15 protein-coding genes are annotated in these 15,110 nt (G+C 66.3%); all 15 read left to right on the forward strand.

Going from position 1 to position 15,110, the window contains the following annotated elements; all coding sequences use genetic code 11:
• The first annotated feature begins 836 nt into the window (after nt 1–836).
• The 15 genes from QSK35_RS01450 (at nt 837) to QSK35_RS01520 (ending at nt 14,923) form a co-directional block, all read left to right on the forward strand.
• Nucleotides 837–1,481, forward strand: a complete 645-nt coding sequence (locus tag QSK35_RS01450; RefSeq protein WP_285741417.1) for a hypothetical protein — start codon at nt 837–839, stop codon at nt 1,479–1,481.
• 501 nt (nt 1,482–1,982) lie between these two features.
• Nucleotides 1,983–2,492 (forward strand): MarR family winged helix-turn-helix transcriptional regulator, encoded by a 510-nt coding sequence (locus QSK35_RS01455; protein WP_285741419.1) that lies wholly within the window; start codon nt 1,983–1,985, stop codon nt 2,490–2,492.
• 145 nt (nt 2,493–2,637) lie between these two features.
• Nucleotides 2,638–3,087: a hypothetical protein gene (locus QSK35_RS01460; protein WP_285741421.1), complete on the forward strand. Its 450-nt coding sequence runs from the start codon at nt 2,638–2,640 to the stop codon at nt 3,085–3,087.
• Nucleotides 3,088–3,129: 42 nt separating this feature from the next.
• A complete protein-coding gene (locus QSK35_RS01465; protein ID WP_285741423.1) occupies nt 3,130–3,792 on the forward strand; it encodes a hypothetical protein in 663 nt (220 codons plus the stop codon).
• Nucleotides 3,793–4,069: 277 nt separating this feature from the next.
• The gene (locus QSK35_RS01470) at nt 4,070–4,528 is read left to right on the forward strand and encodes a single-stranded DNA-binding protein (protein ID WP_285741424.1); all 459 of its coding nucleotides are present in this window, start codon (nt 4,070–4,072) and stop codon (nt 4,526–4,528) included.
• Between the two features lie 1,936 nt (nt 4,529–6,464).
• Nucleotides 6,465–7,076 (forward strand): hypothetical protein, encoded by a 612-nt coding sequence (locus QSK35_RS01475; RefSeq protein ID WP_285741426.1) that lies wholly within the window; start codon nt 6,465–6,467, stop codon nt 7,074–7,076.
• The gene (locus tag QSK35_RS01480; protein WP_285741428.1) at nt 7,073–7,498 is read left to right on the forward strand and encodes a hypothetical protein; all 426 of its coding nucleotides are present in this window, start codon (nt 7,073–7,075) and stop codon (nt 7,496–7,498) included. Before QSK35_RS01475 ends, QSK35_RS01480 begins: the two co-directional genes overlap by 4 nt.
• Before the next feature lie 288 nt (nt 7,499–7,786).
• Entirely contained in the window at nt 7,787–8,830 is a 1,044-nt protein-coding gene (gene dprA, locus QSK35_RS01485) for a DNA-processing protein DprA (protein ID WP_285741430.1), read from the forward strand.
• A 138-nt stretch (nt 8,831–8,968) separates the two neighbouring features.
• Nucleotides 8,969–9,841: a hypothetical protein gene (locus QSK35_RS01490; RefSeq protein ID WP_285741432.1), complete on the forward strand. Its 873-nt coding sequence runs from the start codon at nt 8,969–8,971 to the stop codon at nt 9,839–9,841.
• A gap of 115 nt (nt 9,842–9,956) precedes the next feature.
• Nucleotides 9,957–10,382, forward strand: a complete 426-nt coding sequence (locus QSK35_RS01495) for a hypothetical protein (RefSeq protein WP_285741434.1) — start codon at nt 9,957–9,959, stop codon at nt 10,380–10,382.
• Nucleotides 10,383–10,446: 64 nt separating this feature from the next.
• On the forward strand, nt 10,447–10,833 hold the full coding sequence (locus tag QSK35_RS01500; protein ID WP_285741436.1) for a hypothetical protein: 387 nt from the start codon (nt 10,447–10,449) through the stop codon (nt 10,831–10,833).
• Between the two features lie 243 nt (nt 10,834–11,076).
• Nucleotides 11,077–11,556 carry a hypothetical protein gene (locus QSK35_RS01505; RefSeq protein WP_285741438.1) on the forward strand — a complete coding sequence of 160 codons (480 nt, stop codon included), beginning with the start codon at nt 11,077–11,079 and terminating at the stop codon, nt 11,554–11,556.
• Nucleotides 11,557–11,707: 151 nt separating this feature from the next.
• The gene (locus QSK35_RS01510) at nt 11,708–11,917 is read left to right on the forward strand and encodes a hypothetical protein (RefSeq protein ID WP_285741440.1); all 210 of its coding nucleotides are present in this window, start codon (nt 11,708–11,710) and stop codon (nt 11,915–11,917) included.
• 244 nt (nt 11,918–12,161) lie between these two features.
• Nucleotides 12,162–12,785, forward strand: a complete 624-nt coding sequence (locus QSK35_RS01515) for a hypothetical protein (protein WP_285741442.1) — start codon at nt 12,162–12,164, stop codon at nt 12,783–12,785.
• Nucleotides 12,786–13,171: 386 nt separating this feature from the next.
• Nucleotides 13,172–14,923 (forward strand): ParB/RepB/Spo0J family partition protein, encoded by a 1,752-nt coding sequence (locus tag QSK35_RS01520; protein WP_285741444.1) that lies wholly within the window; start codon nt 13,172–13,174, stop codon nt 14,921–14,923.
• The last annotated feature ends 187 nt before the right edge of the window (nt 14,924–15,110 follow it).

A 15,110-nucleotide genomic window follows, 5' to 3' on the forward strand; every position in this document is an offset into this window, starting at 1 on the left:
ACGTCGCCAGGTGGACCGAGGCCTCGCACCCACCTTGAGGTTCCGATCGCCACATCAGGGTCCGTCACCGCTTTCCCACGCGCTCCGACGATCACCGCCTGAGTCGTACGGCACGACGCAAGCGTGAACTGCGCGAGACCGAAGAAGCAAGGAAACACAACACAATGTGGACGGAGCCAGCGAATACGCAGCCAACTGGGACAGTCAGAAACCAGCAGACGGTCAGTCCTCCGACGCCAGATGGTCACTATGTCGTTCGGATCGACCAAGGCCGCCAAGCCGCATGGATCATCGATCCTGAAGGGCAGATCATCGAGGCGTACGCACCGGGGCTGACCCGCCGCACAACGGCCGCCGCCATCGCCCAAGGAGGCTGGCGACTATGTCCACACGGGACATGGACAATCAACATCCACGCCAACGGACATGAGCACGCCATCGACCGAGCCACCTGAACAGAACAGGTGAGCGACCGCGCTGCCGTCATGGCGCCGGCAGCGGGCGCGCAATCTCCCACGCTGACGACCTCGCCTGACGGTACAACGCTGATCGCCCGCGCCCGCGCCACATCCACCTCCTCGCGGGCAGCACCGGAACGAAGCAGCCACCGGAGCCTGCCCGGTTCATCGCGCAGGCCGCATCCTTCGCCAGCATCTCGACCGGGCTCTGTGTCGCAGCGGCCGTACGAAGCCAACTCGAGCAGCACGCCGACGCCGAAAAGCAACCTCGGGGTTGAGGTCCGCGAACGACACAGCCTGACGGCGCCACCGGATCCATTCGTGGGACCTACCAGGTGCAACATTCGCCACTGGCCCGACAACACACAAGAAGGAGCCATGTCCAACAACGAAGCCGACATCATCGACCAGATCGACGAGGTCACCGAACCGGGCCCCGATGCCGCCACCTGGACCAGCGAGCCCGAAGCCGGAGATGCCGGCTGGATGGAACCCGAGCCGGGCAAGATGCATGCCCTCATGCTCTGGCAAGACGGCGCCGAGATCGTAGAGATCAACTGCGACGACCCCAGCTCCGACATCACGGAGCTCGTGGGAGACCCCGTGGCTGAACGCATGCCGCTTCTGACTGGACTTACCGCCTGGGTCGGCGACAACAGTCTCACGGGTCCACCCAACCCCGGTGCTACCGGCTTCCTGGACGAGTTGCTGCGCGATGCCATCTCCGGCGACTACGCGGTGAGCGATGCCGATCGCGACCGCGTCACCGAACTGCTCGCACACCCGGACAAGGCCCCGATCGTCCATGGCCCCTGCCTCGTCACCGGAACCGACGACAGCGGTGACCGTGCCGGCCCCCTCAACGACGCATTTCGGCACTGGTTCGCCCGGTATATCCAGACCGGAGTCCAACAGCGGGCAGAGGAGGCAGAGCGCGTGCGCCAGGCGCTAGCTGGACTGGGCCTCAATGTCGTCGCCGTCGGAGTGAACGCAATCGCGAGCATCGCGATCGTGCGCCCGTAAGGCCCCTGTAGGCCGGGGCCAGCCGTCGAGCCGCGCACCGCCTGCTTCGTCCGCAAAACGAAATGGCTGCACCTCAAAGCGAAACCGAGAAGGCGGCCTGAACGAACCCGATTCCCAGGAATCCTCCGCCGCTGGGCAGGCCCCGCGCGCCCGCATCGCGAAGCCTGCCCAGCGGCGAACACAGACGCCTACCTGACCCCGCACAACGTTCGTCACCGCTGCGATCGCCGCCACCACGGCAAGACGTCACCTACGCGTCGACGCCCAGCTGCTCGTCGCGGCGTCGACACCGTCTAGCGGCTTGCGTGGACTACCGCCGACCTCGGCGGCGCCGAGGTTCCCGCGCGCCACCCCATTCGAGGAAGCGCTGACGCTGCGGCAGGCGCGCACCGCTGATACCGCTCTCTGGCAGGAGGCCCAGTGACGCCCGAACTATCCCCACCCGTCGGCGAACGTACACCAGCGTGCGGGAGCGACTGCTCGGCTGTCGCGTCCGGTGACGTGGCTGCGAGCATCGCCGCGTTGACGACCATCCATCGCGCCAGCACGAGTATCCGGATGCACCTGGAGGCCTCCGCGTTGCGGGCCTACGACCTGAGCTGGACCGCCTTCGTCGTCATGGTGATCCTGCAGAGTGCAGGAGAGGCACAGACCAGTCACGTCGCGGCGCAGGCAGGCATCTCGAAAAGTACCTTGACCGGCGTCGTCAAAACGCTTGTCCATCGTGGACTGCTCCGCCGCGAACCGCACCCGATCGACCGTCGCCTCGTACTCGTCGAACTCACTGCGGCCGGTGGGGAGATGCTGCACGAGGTCAGCTCCAAGTACAGCGCCGAAGCCGAGTTCGTGACGAGCACGCTGAGCCCCTCCGAGACCGCGGTGCTCACCGGCCTACTCGCTCGCGTCACTGAACACCTCAACGAGGCAGGGGAGAAGCGCCGCGCTCTCCTGCACCAGGACATGACCCTTCCGCGGCGGCGATCCGGGCGGCGTGCCAAGCAGGACGCGTGAGTTCGAACCCCTCACGCAATTGTGCGTCGCTGACGACGCCCGCAACAGAGGCATCCGCGTGGAGCACCGCACCGGCCCCACGCCTTAGACGGAAGCGGGTGGACATCCGCTCGACGTCAACACAGATCAGGAAGAGGAAAGGCAGATGGGTTCACGCAATCCCTCCATTAAGGACTTGATGAATCGGCAACAGTGGTCAGCACAGCGCGTGGCCGAGCAGGCAGGTCAACGACACGCGGCTCGGTGCATCGCAAGCGCAACGGCGCTGTTGCGCACTGTGTTTCCGGACGCGGCGGAGGTTGTTGTTGACCTGTCCGACTGGTACGACAACACCGGTTCGGTGAACCTCAACGCCATCCTGGACCACGAGCGAACCGTGCTGTGGCGTCACACCGACATTCCACGCAAAGAGTGCGGCGGGTCGACGCCGCTGCCGGCCGAGATCATGCTGGCACGCGAGCAGGTTGAAGAAGCGTGGAACGCCTTCGTTCGTGACGCCGCCAACTACTTCGAGCTCGCCTTGGACTTCGGCTACCCGGACACTCTCGGCTGGGAGCACGTCGATCCGACATCCGGCGACTACACCGGGCTATAGCGCGTAATGCTGCCGTCGAGCCCGTACATGCCAGATCAGCGTGTGGCCGATGACGACTTCGACCACGAACGAACCGCTCAGCCCTGTCGCGTGCATGCACGATCGACCGCTCCCAGCGATGTCAAGCAGCCGGGAAGCTCGTGGCACGTGACGTGCACTACCCACGACGCCAACGCTCGTGTCAACGCCGGCGACGAGGCTCTCGCCCGAGGGAAGTTCGTGTGTGATCGCGGGCGCCGCTGGCAGTTTCTTGCGCAGCGCCCGGACGATTGGTGCCCGCGCCAGCTTCTCTCACTCACCGATCTTGCTGACGAGATCCGCTCGTTGCTGCTTGCTGAGAAGGACGCTGAATCCTGCAACAGTCGAGTGTGGCCTTTGCTGGTCGTCCACCGCTACTTGGCCCAGCACGCCGAATGTCTGCCGCTGGATGTCTACACGCGGCAGCTCGACACGCACAAGGTGCTCGTGGCCGTGCGAGAGCGCGATACTCCGATCCTGTTGCCCCTCAGCGATGCCGGCTCCACTTGCGATGCGTACGAGAGTGACGGCGTCACCTACCTTCTGATGACCATCGACCTGGCAACAAACAATGGAGTCGTCATCGATCCAACCCCAGAGCCGCTTGATCGTCAGAACCATGCACCCGCCAGCACACACGCCGCTGCAGCATCCGAGGCGACGCGTCTGTCGCCCGTCCCTGCCTGATCGTTCGCTGTGCGCCGGACATCCTTTGCAGCACACGACGCTCACGATGCTCACGGACACCAACGCGACGTCAACGAACTGGGCAAACCTTTGGCTCGAACAGCTACTCGTACCGATTGGCGCAGCGTGACTTCCACTGGCCGGCCGGAGCGCGCAGGCACCGCGCGGTAGATGCCGCGATAAATGTCCTTATGGGACAGATTGCCAAACGAGTTGCGACGAATCGGCTCGCAGCACCAGGACAAGCCGTACATGCGGCAGCAGAGGAGAGTGAATCATGGCTGGTGAGACGACGATCACGGTGGTCGGGAACCTGACTGCCGACCCGGAACTCCGCTTCACCCAGAGCGGTGCCGCGGTGGCGTCCTTCACGGTGGCCTCGACGCCCCGCACCTTCGACCGCCAGTCCGGCGAGTGGAAGGACGGCGAAGCGCTGTTCATGCGGTGCAACGTGTGGCGTCAGGTCGCCGAGAACGTGGCCGAGTCGCTCACCCGCGGTTCGCGAGTGCTCGTCTCCGGACGGTTGCGCCAGCGTTCCTTCGAGACGAAGGAAGGCGAGAAGCGCACTGTCGTGGAGCTGGAGGTCGACGAGATCGGCCCCTCGCTGCGCTACGCGACCGCGAAGGTCAACAAGGTCAGCCGTGGAGACGGTGGTGGCAGCGGAAACGCTACAAGGGAGCCCGGATGGGCGGACCAGGTGCCTGAGGCCGGCCGCAACGACGAGCCGACCTTCTGACCACTGCGGTCGTGCGGTGCTCGCTGCCGACCACGGAGCGGCGAGCACGGACGGAGTTCCGTGCGCTGAGCCCCACTCAGTCACACGTCCCGGCGCACGCGGTGGCGAAAGCGCTCACCAGGACCGGCGGAAGCGTACGTACGACGCATGTTCTCTCCACGCAGGACGATCAGCGCAATGCTTCGATCGATGGCCACGGGACCGCACTTCGCGCACGCCGGGAGCCGATGCCACAGGGCAACGCCTCGATGTGATCACGTCTAGCCAGTTCGCGGCGGCGAACTCACAGCAACCCAGCCGCGGCCACCGCCTACCGCGTAGCCACTACGGCGCCATCCCTCTCTGACGCCACCACGACAGGACCCAGATGACCGCCGCACTCGATCGACTTCTCGACCGACTCGCTAATAGTCGAGGGGAGCCACTAGGACGCGAATCGCGTGACCGCATCACCAAACTCGACGCTGAGCCGAGCCCGCTGGCCTGGAACGACGCCTACGCGATCAGGATCGGCACCCAGCCCACAAACCTGACGCTCTGGACAGCAATCCAGCGGATCGATCGCCGATGCCCGCGCGCGCCCTTGCCGGGCTACGCCATCGACAACCCGCGCCGCTGGAACGGCTACTACCCGAACAAACTCACTGTACGTATAGCCCTTCGACTCGCAGGTGATGTGCACGTCCCACCTGCTACGGCCGCCGATTACGCTCCCACCGGGCCGCCGTGTCGACCGCCGCCGGCGTGACCCCCACGCCGCTATCAGCGTTGACGCGCTGACGCCCACTCATTACACAGTGCCGCACAAACTATCCAGCCCAGCAGCACCGACATCAGAAACCGTTGCCCGCCCGTCTCCCATGCGTGTCCACCATCGGCAACCAGGAACACCGCGGGCATCTTGGCGCCCGACGTACTGGATGGCGCGATCGAGGCCAATCACCGGAGCGAGGGGGTGGCGCCAACGCCGCACGTCGCGGGACGACCGATCACACGCCTGTCTCGGTGGCGGCCGCGGAGCAGTGCGACGACACCCGCCCCACACCGCAAGCGTGTGCCGCTGCCGCAGCCGCTGCCGCCGTGACTGTGGCCGCAACACCTCGGCAAATTCGGCACCCCACCAACGCCGGCTGTCACGCCAGCGACTCGGTTAGTGCAGTGGTTGAACGCAAAGCCACCTGTATAGCGACGACAGCAACCCCCACTGTCGTCGCGGGGCTCCGGCCGGGACTACCCCGCCCGGCCGGAGCCCGCCAGTCAACATCGCTCGCTACGCAGACTCGTGGGCCGGAGCCGCGTCACCTCGGAGGATTCCAGCCGCCTCCTAACCATCGCCCGCTGGGACCAGGCAACCTGTCGCCTGGGTGGATCAACCGGCCACATGGTCGGAACCGCCAGTTCGTTGAGCGTCAGAACCCAAGCGGCGCCCCTGGCAGACACCGCTGCGGTTCAGCGAGCACGCAGGTGCATCTCTGGGCGCCGCGACTGGGATTGCAGGTTCATTCGTCGACCGTGTAACCCCACCGGTTGAAGCTCCTTCGCGAGAGGCGGACCAGACGGGTCCGCTTTGGACAGTGACGTCACGCAGGACACCCGGCAGGCGTCGCACTCAGTCCGTTAACCACGGGGCCGAGGCCCGCCGCGCTGGTAGATCTCGTTCACATGTGTCTGGTGTGGAGGGTTGTCACGGGCAAGCGGGCGAACATGATGACGGGCAGCGTGTGGCGTGGACCGTGATTCGCCTGATGTGCGGACACACGCTGAAGCGTGAACACGTGGATGGGGACGGGCCGTACGAGCTGGACGACTACCTACGCCTGTGCCCGGCTTGCCACAAGGTCAACGCGGTGATGGCCAGGACCCCGTTCGTGCTCGAGCCCAAGGCCTGAAGCCACTGGCGCATCGGTAAAATTCTTGTCGCCCGTGCCGTTCTACGGTGTCCCTGTCCGGCGCCAGCGGTGCGGGCGACTTCCTTTCTCAGGGAGTCGTATTCGTGATGATGAAACCGGATGAGAAGAGCCTGACCTCGCCGGAGGAGCCGGCCATGCAGCGCTCGGCATGGGTGGGCGTGCTACGCGTGACTGTGCCGCTCCTTGCGCTGCTTGTGGTCGCGGTGTTGTTGCTGCGGCATGAATCCACGCCAATCGACGTGGTGCCGGGTACGACAGTTGCAAGTGCGGCAACCACCACGACCGCCACCAGCACGAGCATGAGTACCGCGGTGGGTACGGGGCCGGCACGTCGTCCGCGCCGGTGCGCGTACGTCCGGCGCATCGCCGATGGCGCTGGCCGCTACATGGTGTGGGTGCCGCGCGATACCGCCTGGGTGCTCTTGCCAGCCTATGGCGGTGCATGGGCGCTGATCAAGCCCATCCGCCGCGGTTCGGACGAAGGAGTGTGGGTGTGGATTCCTGACGACGCCGAGGAGCGCAGGTTCGTCAACGAGACCGGTCCCTCGGTCGGTGCGTGGATCTATCTCACCCCAGACGCGCCGCTGTGGTGTGGCGCAGGTCGTCCGGGCTACGGCGCCCTGACGAGGACGCGATGAGTGAGAGGGGAGTGGGGGACTGTGCGCACAAGGCGCACATCCGCGACAAGCCTGTCGCCACGAAGGAGTTCACCGAAGCCGAGTGGGAGTACCTCAGGCGGCGAGCCCGAGCCCTGGGAGTGGGGCACGGCCTGGCCGACGGTGCGTCGTTCAACGTCGCCGACGACGCAACGGCGCAGCGCATCCTGGCCGTGCTCGACGACGGCCAGACCGATGACGAGATCAGCGCGATCTTGCCCACTTCGCCACTGTCGGGCGAGTACGGCGCTGACTCCTCACCCGCCTACCTGTATCGGGTACTCGGTATCGAGCCAGGTGACGACACCGACGACGGCGAGCTGTGCCACGAATATGAACAGGGCCACTTCGCGGCATTCTCCGACCTGTTGCGCGCCCAGCTGCGCGACGAGAGCTCTCAATGAGGTTAGGCGCCGAGTAGAGCCAGGTCACCACGGATCGCGTACGCACCAACCTGTTCTGCTGTACCGCCGCTAGCGCGCCCGGTAGCACGAACACACCGGGCCGACGGATCTTCTTCGGTCGACGCAACCACTGCATGCGGCGGCTTCGGCCGCCAGATGGATGGCCGCGCGCTCCTCAGGACGCGCCCTGCGAAGCCGACTCTGCGCGCACTGACGGCAAGAAACCCGTTCCAGAACGTTGGCACCGCACAACCCCAGTACGAGCACCGAATGCCGAAAGAGGACGTCATGGCCGAGAACGACACGCTTCGAGCGGCGAGGGTCTACCTCGCTTGTGTCGCAGAAACACCGGCACCAGCGCTGGTCGGACTGGTCGCGGAGGTCGGGCCGGTCGCTGCTGCGGCGCTGGTGCGAGCCGGCGATGTACCGCAAGACGTAGTCGACGAGACATGCGCTCGCCGAGACCGCGTTGTGCTCCGTGACCTCGACTTCGGTGATCCTCGTCGGGACATACGGCTGGTCATTCCGGAAGATGACGACTGGCCGACCAAGCAGTTTCAGGCGATGCCCCACCGGCCACCCGGCGAGGGCGCGCCGATGGCCGAGCCTCTTGCGCTCTGGATACGTGGCACTCAGCCAATGGTCCACCTGCTCCGACAGGCGGTGGCCATCACCGGCAGCCGGAGCTCCAGCGCGTACGGCGAGCACGTCGCCACCGAACTCGGCTACACGCTGGCACGGCAGGAGATCACCACAGTCAGCGGTGCCGCGTATGGAATTGACGGCGCAGCACTGCGCGGTGCGCTCGCCGGTGAAGGCAACACGATTGCCGTGATGCCGTGCGGCGTCGACGTGCCCTATCCCGCAGGCCACGCCGAGTTGCTCCGTAGCGTCGCCCAGCACGGCACTATCGTGTCGGCGTATCGGCCCGGTAGTACACCGGCACGTCACCGCTACTTGGTCCGGAACCGGATCATGACGGCCCTCAGCACGATGTTGGTCATCCCCGAGGCCGGACTGCGCAGCGGCGCCCTGTCGGCCGCCTACGCCGCGGCGCGGATCGGCCGAGATGTCCTGGCCGCGCCTGGACCAATCACATCGGTTACCTCTCTCGGGACCAACCAACTACTCCGCGACGGCGTTGCCACAGCGATCACCACCACCCAAGACGTCGTCGACGCCGTCAAAGACGGGTCTTCGAAGCCGTGCGGGACCTGCCAGGCCACCCGAAAGACGAGCGCGCCTGACAGCTCCACGTGTTCATCGAGCACGCCAGGTGAGGTGCTGGGGAGCGATACCCCTGCACGTCAGACAGATTCGGCGCCTTCGTGATCGCGAAAGCCCGAACCGAGCACGCGATGCGCACAACCACGACGTCGATGACCTCCTTCACCAACTCCGGGTGCTCGCCCAACAGCGGCCGCCGTCGTGAACACCTCCGGAACCTTCCCGACGAAAGCGAGTACCACCATGGCCGACGACCACCCTTCCACCGTCGACGCGCTTCGCGCGGAGCTCGAACGGGAACGCGCACGCGCCGATTCGTTCGAAGCGATCAACCGCGTGCAGGCCGCCAGCCTCGCCGAGCTGGCCAAGCTCGCGGGCAACCTCCGGTGCCAGGTTGCCGACCTGGCCGATGACGCCCTGAGCTCGACACCCCGGCCGATACAGGGCCTGCGCAACGTCACCGGGCGGATGAGCGGCTTGGCGGACACCTTGAGCCGTGCGGCACGCGGCTACGCGGGCGCACGCACCACGGACATGCTGTACCCGGCCGTGGACGACGATCTCCGCACGCACAAGTGGACGCCTCGCCCCGACCGGGGCCTGGACGGCACGATGCCGCCGATCCCGATCACCGAGATGGGCGAGCGCCGGGGTTACGCCCGCGGCTGGCACCGAGGCCCGCAGTGGATCACGTTGTGGTTCACCGGGCCCACCGCCGTGGCGTACGGGGACAGCAGCGACCACGGCCGGCTCACCAGTGTCGACGTGATGCGCGCCGTGATCACCTCAGCCCGGTCGTTGTCGGCTTCGGCACTGGCCGAGTGGGTCACAGCCCGGCAGCAAGCACACACCGTGCCGTTCGACGCCTCGTATGTCCGGGTGTTCGCGCACCTTCAGGCCGGTCCGTGGTCCGCGATGGACATCGACCGGTGCGACGAATTCGGAGTCCGCACGCCCACCGGCAGCGGCAACACCTCCGTGTGGGTCTGCCCGAGCGACCCCGATTTCCGCCTCTACGTCTGGGGAATCGGCGACGAACCCGCCCACGTCCGCTACTGGGCCGGCCCGGTGGTCGACATGGCCCACCTCGTGCAGATCACGGGCCAGTATTGCTGATAGGCGGTTACCGGATCCATCCCACGCGCGAGGTTTCAGGCGGCTGTCGGCTGCGCCAGCCCATGCCCGCCCGGTCCACCGATGCGTTGATCACGTCCCGGGGGAGACGCGTTGCATGACCGACACCACGAACACCCACACCACGACCGTCGCGCTGTGGGTCAACGGACGAGATTCCCGCGACGGCACGGCGTCACTGACTCGGATCGTGGACGCGACCGGCGGCCACACCGTCCACCTCGTCACGATCGACGAACGCGCCGCCGAGTTCTACGGCATACCCCGGCCAGTCAGCGTCGTCGGTGGCCTCGTCCGCACTCATGGCCGGTGGTCACCCACCGCCTACCGCGACCGTGCGCACCTCCTGGACGGCGGGGGACCCGTCTACTTCCTGACGAACGCCCCGAGCCGAGTCCGCGCGGTCCGCGCGCTGCTGCGCTGGTGGTTCGTGGTCGCCCGACGTACCCGAGATGGCGCGGACCCGCGCCATCTCGACCCGTTCCGGGAGTCGCCCGCGTCTCGCCGATGGCTGCTGTCCTGACCGCATCGCCCCAGTCCCCGTCTCGACGATCACGACGGTCGTGCCTCGGCTAAGGAGGAATCGCTTGTCTGTCAACGAATCCACGGACAGTAAGACCACTGTGGACAGCTTCGCTGAGCGTGCGGCCGCGTTCGCGCGGTCGAAGGGGTACGCGCCCTTCGAGTTCGCCGACTTGTCGGGCACTCCGATGCGGATCCGTGAGGAACTCGTCGGCTGGCATGGCCCTGTCGATGAGGAATCCGGGACCGGCGACTGGGTTTACCCAGGGCGCACGGTGATCGATGTGCCGGGCCGGGACTGGCAGGCCTCACGTCCAGAGGACTGCCCAAACGAGTCCGCGGCCGGGATCTGGCTCGACGCGGCCGGCGACGAGGTACCGGCCGTCGGAGATGCCGCAAATACGGGCGGCATCGTCTTGCTCTGCCCGCAGTGCGGACTGGACTGCACCTGATCAACAGTACTAGCGGGTCCTGGCCACGATTCGCATCTTGCGGGAGGACACAGGACGTTCGCGGCTGCGTCCTCCGACCCGCCGATCGTGCTCAAGCACACCTGACCTCACATCGGGGCTGCGCTGTCCGAACATCCCGGCCCGATGTGCGCGCCCGCCAGGCGATGACGACCAGCCGAGGTGCTTTCCCTCTCGATCGCTGCGCCATGTGCGGGCGAACTGAACCCAGGAACGGTGACCTGAATGAACTTCCTCGGCTGGACCATCACCATTTGCCGCCGCGCTGCGCGAGAGTTGCCGGCGGATCGCAACGCCGCAGCGATGACCAACTGTGTCGGCACCGCTGCCATTGCCTCCGGTGACGTCGTGACCGCCCGGATCCACCGCGATGAGATCCTGCTGGCTGAGCACCTCCTGCGCAGCGCAGCCGACCAGCAGTGGCTGCGCCAGCGGCGCGGCCAGACGGTGCATCTCTACGAACCCGACCAGTTCGCGGCCACGTTGCGCCTGCGGCTCGGTGCGGCCGCGGCTGTGGAGGTCGATGCGCAGTTCGCGGCGATCTTGCCGGAGGAGATCGCACTGCTGGGACAGGCCATCTACGACATCACCGGTGACATGTTCCTGGAGGATCTGGTTCTCGAGGGTCGGATGCTGCTGGCGGACCTGCACCTGCGGCTCGGTCATGCCATGGCCATGGCCGAGTTCGGTGCTGGGCGGTCGTGATGTACGGACTACCGCAGCCCAGCCACGGAGACCACGGAGACGGCCCGGTCGTGATCGGCTCTCTTGTTGTCTACGAGGGAAGCCTGACCGAGGCCTGGGGACGCTACCGCGTCGCCGCCATCGCAGAACGCCCGTAGGCATCCGCTACAGCTTGTCTGCCTTCGGTGACAACACCGTGCTGCTGCGCGACGTGCGCAGGCACTCCATCGCTCCGATACCGGTTGGACCCGCACACGCCGTGCACAACCCGGTCGGACGCGTGGACGTCATCCTGCGCAGGTTCACCGAGGTCGACTCCGGCACGCCCAGCGGCCGGACGTCCGGCGGCGCGGCCCCGCCGGCTTGTCATCGCTGGTCATGAGGCTCATCAGCCGTTCCCGGTTCGTGGCGGCCGAGACGCATCTGCTTCGTGCCGAACTGGCAGCTGAACTGGTGACACCGCGAGACTTCCGGCGCGAAATCGCGGCGCTGCGCATCCGCGGCGACGACGAGTCCTGCCTGACGCTGGTCATGCCCCCTGGCACACGGTGCTCCCGGCGGCGCCCAACACGAACGACAGGCAACGACGGCGTACGAACAGGCATGAGGACGCACGGACCCCGACCGTGGCGGCGAACGAGAAGGAGGCACGAGACGTGCGGATCAACCAGATCCACCCGACCAGCGAGGAACCGATCCCCGATGTCGTGTGCCGGACGTGCAGTGAACCGTTGAATACGATCAGGCCGCTCGGAGGCGGCCACCGGATCTTCGTCCACGGTGGGAACGGGGCCCGCGACCACGAACCCGATCCGGTTCCCCGCGAGGACACCGGCCACGTGCGCATGTGCTGCGACTTCTGCGGCGCTGGGGAGCCGTCGTGGTCCTACACAGCCGACGAGATCAGCGCGGCGGTGGAGCGACCGCAATACAAGTCCACCTGGGAGCGCAAACAGATCGGCGAGCACACCGCTGTGCTGCGGCGCGAGGAAGCACCCGCCGACGATCTAATGCACCACCGGCACAGCGCCGGGTGGGCGGCATGCGAGCAGTGCGCGGCGCTGATCGAGTTGCGTGATGCCCAGCGCCTGCTCACCCGCGTACGCAGGCTCAACTCCGTCGTGGCGAGCGCGCCGCGCCGAGCACTGCTGGGGATCTACACCCAGTTCATGAGGACGATCAAAGGCCGCACGCCGATCCCGGCCCGCCCTACGGACCTACCCGCCATCCGGCCACAACCGGAGATCTGAGCGAGAAACCGAACCACAAGGTGAACACCCGCGATACTCCGCACTGCGGGCAGTAGGCAGGCACAGTCCTGACCAGTCCCATCACGATGCGACGGTACTTCTCCGCCCGCACGTACCTTGGATCATCCCGTGCTGGCCCGATCGACTGATCCCGACAGTGACGGCCACTCTTGGGTATTCGACGCAGACGCTGAGCCCGCTGCCCTGTCCCAGCCGAAGCCCGCTTCCACGTTCGTGCTGCTGACTGTCCTAAAGGAATGCCGCCTGTACCTGGCGCGGCCCAGCCCCTCCGCGTCCTATGAGGACGGTATTGGTCATTGGCTCACGTAGCAGGCGGAACGTAGCCATATCCGAAAACTAGTCGCCAACCAAGGGAGAACACTGCCGTGACCTCGATCGACAACGGCGCCGACAAAGCGCTCGATGAGAAGAACACAGACCCGCGCGGGATCGACGGGAGCGACACGACGACGGCCGACCCCGCCGACGGCGTCATCAAGACGATTTTCGCTAACGACGGCTACGAGCTGCTCGTGATGGACCCGCATGCCCTCTACCTCGGGGAAGGGATCGAGTCCAACACCCGCCAGAACGTCGTGCACGACCCCGTCTTCTGGCAGGACATCAAGGACAACGGCGTCGAAGACGTGATCGACGCGCGCCGCGACAAGGACGGGCGGGTGCGGGTGCACGACGGCAAGATGCGCACGCTCGCCGCGCGCGACGGCGGCGTTCCCGCCGTCCTCGTGCTCATCAAGCCCAACTACGTCGGCAGTGAACGCGACGCCGAGGTCAGTCGCATCTTCAGCCAGCTGCGGCTCAACGAGTACCGCAACGACATCCCCCACGCCGACAAGATGGCCGCTCTGCAGCAGCTGGTCCTCCTCGACGTCAGCGCCGAGGACATCGCCCAGCAGCGGCACATCGATGTCAAGGAAGCCAAGAAGATCGTCACGACGGTCAAGTCCGCGGCCGCCGTCGAGTCCGCCAAATATGACCTCACCATCGATGAGATGGCACTGATCGCCGAGTTCGACGGTGACGACGCAGCGACTGACGCCCTGATGCACACCGCGGCGAGCGACCGCTACAACCTCAGGTACAAGGCGGCCGAACTACGACGCGAACGGGCCGACGCGGCGATGCTCGAGCCGGTCCTGGCCAGGCTCACCACGTCGAACACCAAGGTCGTCACTGACGACGACGTCACGCTCGACGACAACATCAAGCCCCTGGACGCACTGCGCCCCAGCGCGGGCCACGAGCCGGGCACCGAGCTGACCATGGCAGCGCACAAGAAATGCCCCGGCCACGCCGCCCTGGTGTCGTTGAAGGGCCACGGCAAGGACCGCAAGGTCGCCACCACCTACGTGTGCACCAACTACCAGATGTTCGGCCACGCGCACCGCAACACCCCCAAGGGCGTGGTAGCGCCCAAGACCGAGGGCAAGCTCAACCCCGAGCAGCTCGCCGATCGCCGACTGACCATCAAGAACAACAAGCTGTGGGATGCGCACGTCGACCCGCGACGAGAATGGATGGCGGACTTCTTCCGCAACGGTTCCCTGCCCAAGGGACTCAAGGTCCAGCGCCGCATCGCCCAGCTGCAGCTGGCGGCGGGCTACGACTTCAACCGCGCGAGGGAGCGCAGTCATCCGCTGCTGTGCGAGATGCTGGGTATCACGCTCAGGCCTGGGCCGTACGGCCCGCAGCAAGGCGACACCGCCGCACTGCAGAAGATCGTGGACCGCACCAGCGAGAAGCGCGCGGGCATGATCAATCTCGCGATCTGGATGTGCGCGATCGAGGCGGGCATGAACAAGCACACCTGGAAGAACCGCTGCAACGAAGCACGGCTGATGATGACCGTCCTGGAGGAGCTCGGCAAGCCGCTGTCGGAGATCGAGCTCTACGTCCTTGGTCGTGATACCGACGGCAAACCGTTCGACACCAACGCCGATTCCGATCCGGAGCCGGCCAGCATCGCGCAGCCGGACGGCACCACCCACACCGACGACGCGGCCTCGGCCGAGGATGTTGACGTCGATGTCGACCTGGACAACAGCGAGACGACCATTGACCGAGACGCCGACGTCGCCGCCCACCACGACGATGCGGCCGACGCGTTCGCGGCCTGACCGCCTGGGGCCATCCGATTTCGGATGGCCCCAGCCATGTCGTTCCACCCTGTTTCTAGCGACGACCTTCTGCGCCGCGCATGACGTGCCGTGGTCAGTACACGGACGCTCACCCGCGACGTGCGTGTTGTTCGGCATGCTGTCTCTCCGCATGACGGTGGTTGCAGCACAACCTGTGAGGACTACG

This window comes from Lentzea sp. NBRC 105346, assembly GCF_030269605.1.
In the GTDB taxonomy this organism is placed as follows: Bacteria; Actinomycetota; Actinomycetes; order Mycobacteriales; family Pseudonocardiaceae; genus Lentzea.

Bases quoted from the DNA above. Each gene is read 5' to 3' on its own strand.
- QSK35_RS01450 (WP_285741417.1), top strand. From the start codon at position 837: ATGTCCAACAACGAAGCCGACATCATCGACCAGATCGACGAGGTCACC.
- QSK35_RS01460 (WP_285741421.1), top strand. From the start codon at position 2,638: ATGGGTTCACGCAATCCCTCCATTAAGGACTTGATGAATCGGCAACAG.
- QSK35_RS01470 (WP_285741424.1), top strand. From the start codon at position 4,070: ATGGCTGGTGAGACGACGATCACGGTGGTCGGGAACCTGACTGCCGAC.
- QSK35_RS01480 (WP_285741428.1), top strand. From the start codon at position 7,073: ATGAGTGAGAGGGGAGTGGGGGACTGTGCGCACAAGGCGCACATCCGC.
- dprA (WP_285741430.1), top strand. From the start codon at position 7,787: ATGGCCGAGAACGACACGCTTCGAGCGGCGAGGGTCTACCTCGCTTGT.
- QSK35_RS01490 (WP_285741432.1), top strand. From the start codon at position 8,969: ATGGCCGACGACCACCCTTCCACCGTCGACGCGCTTCGCGCGGAGCTC.
- QSK35_RS01495 (WP_285741434.1), top strand. From the start codon at position 9,957: ATGACCGACACCACGAACACCCACACCACGACCGTCGCGCTGTGGGTC.
- QSK35_RS01505 (WP_285741438.1), top strand. From the start codon at position 11,077: ATGAACTTCCTCGGCTGGACCATCACCATTTGCCGCCGCGCTGCGCGA.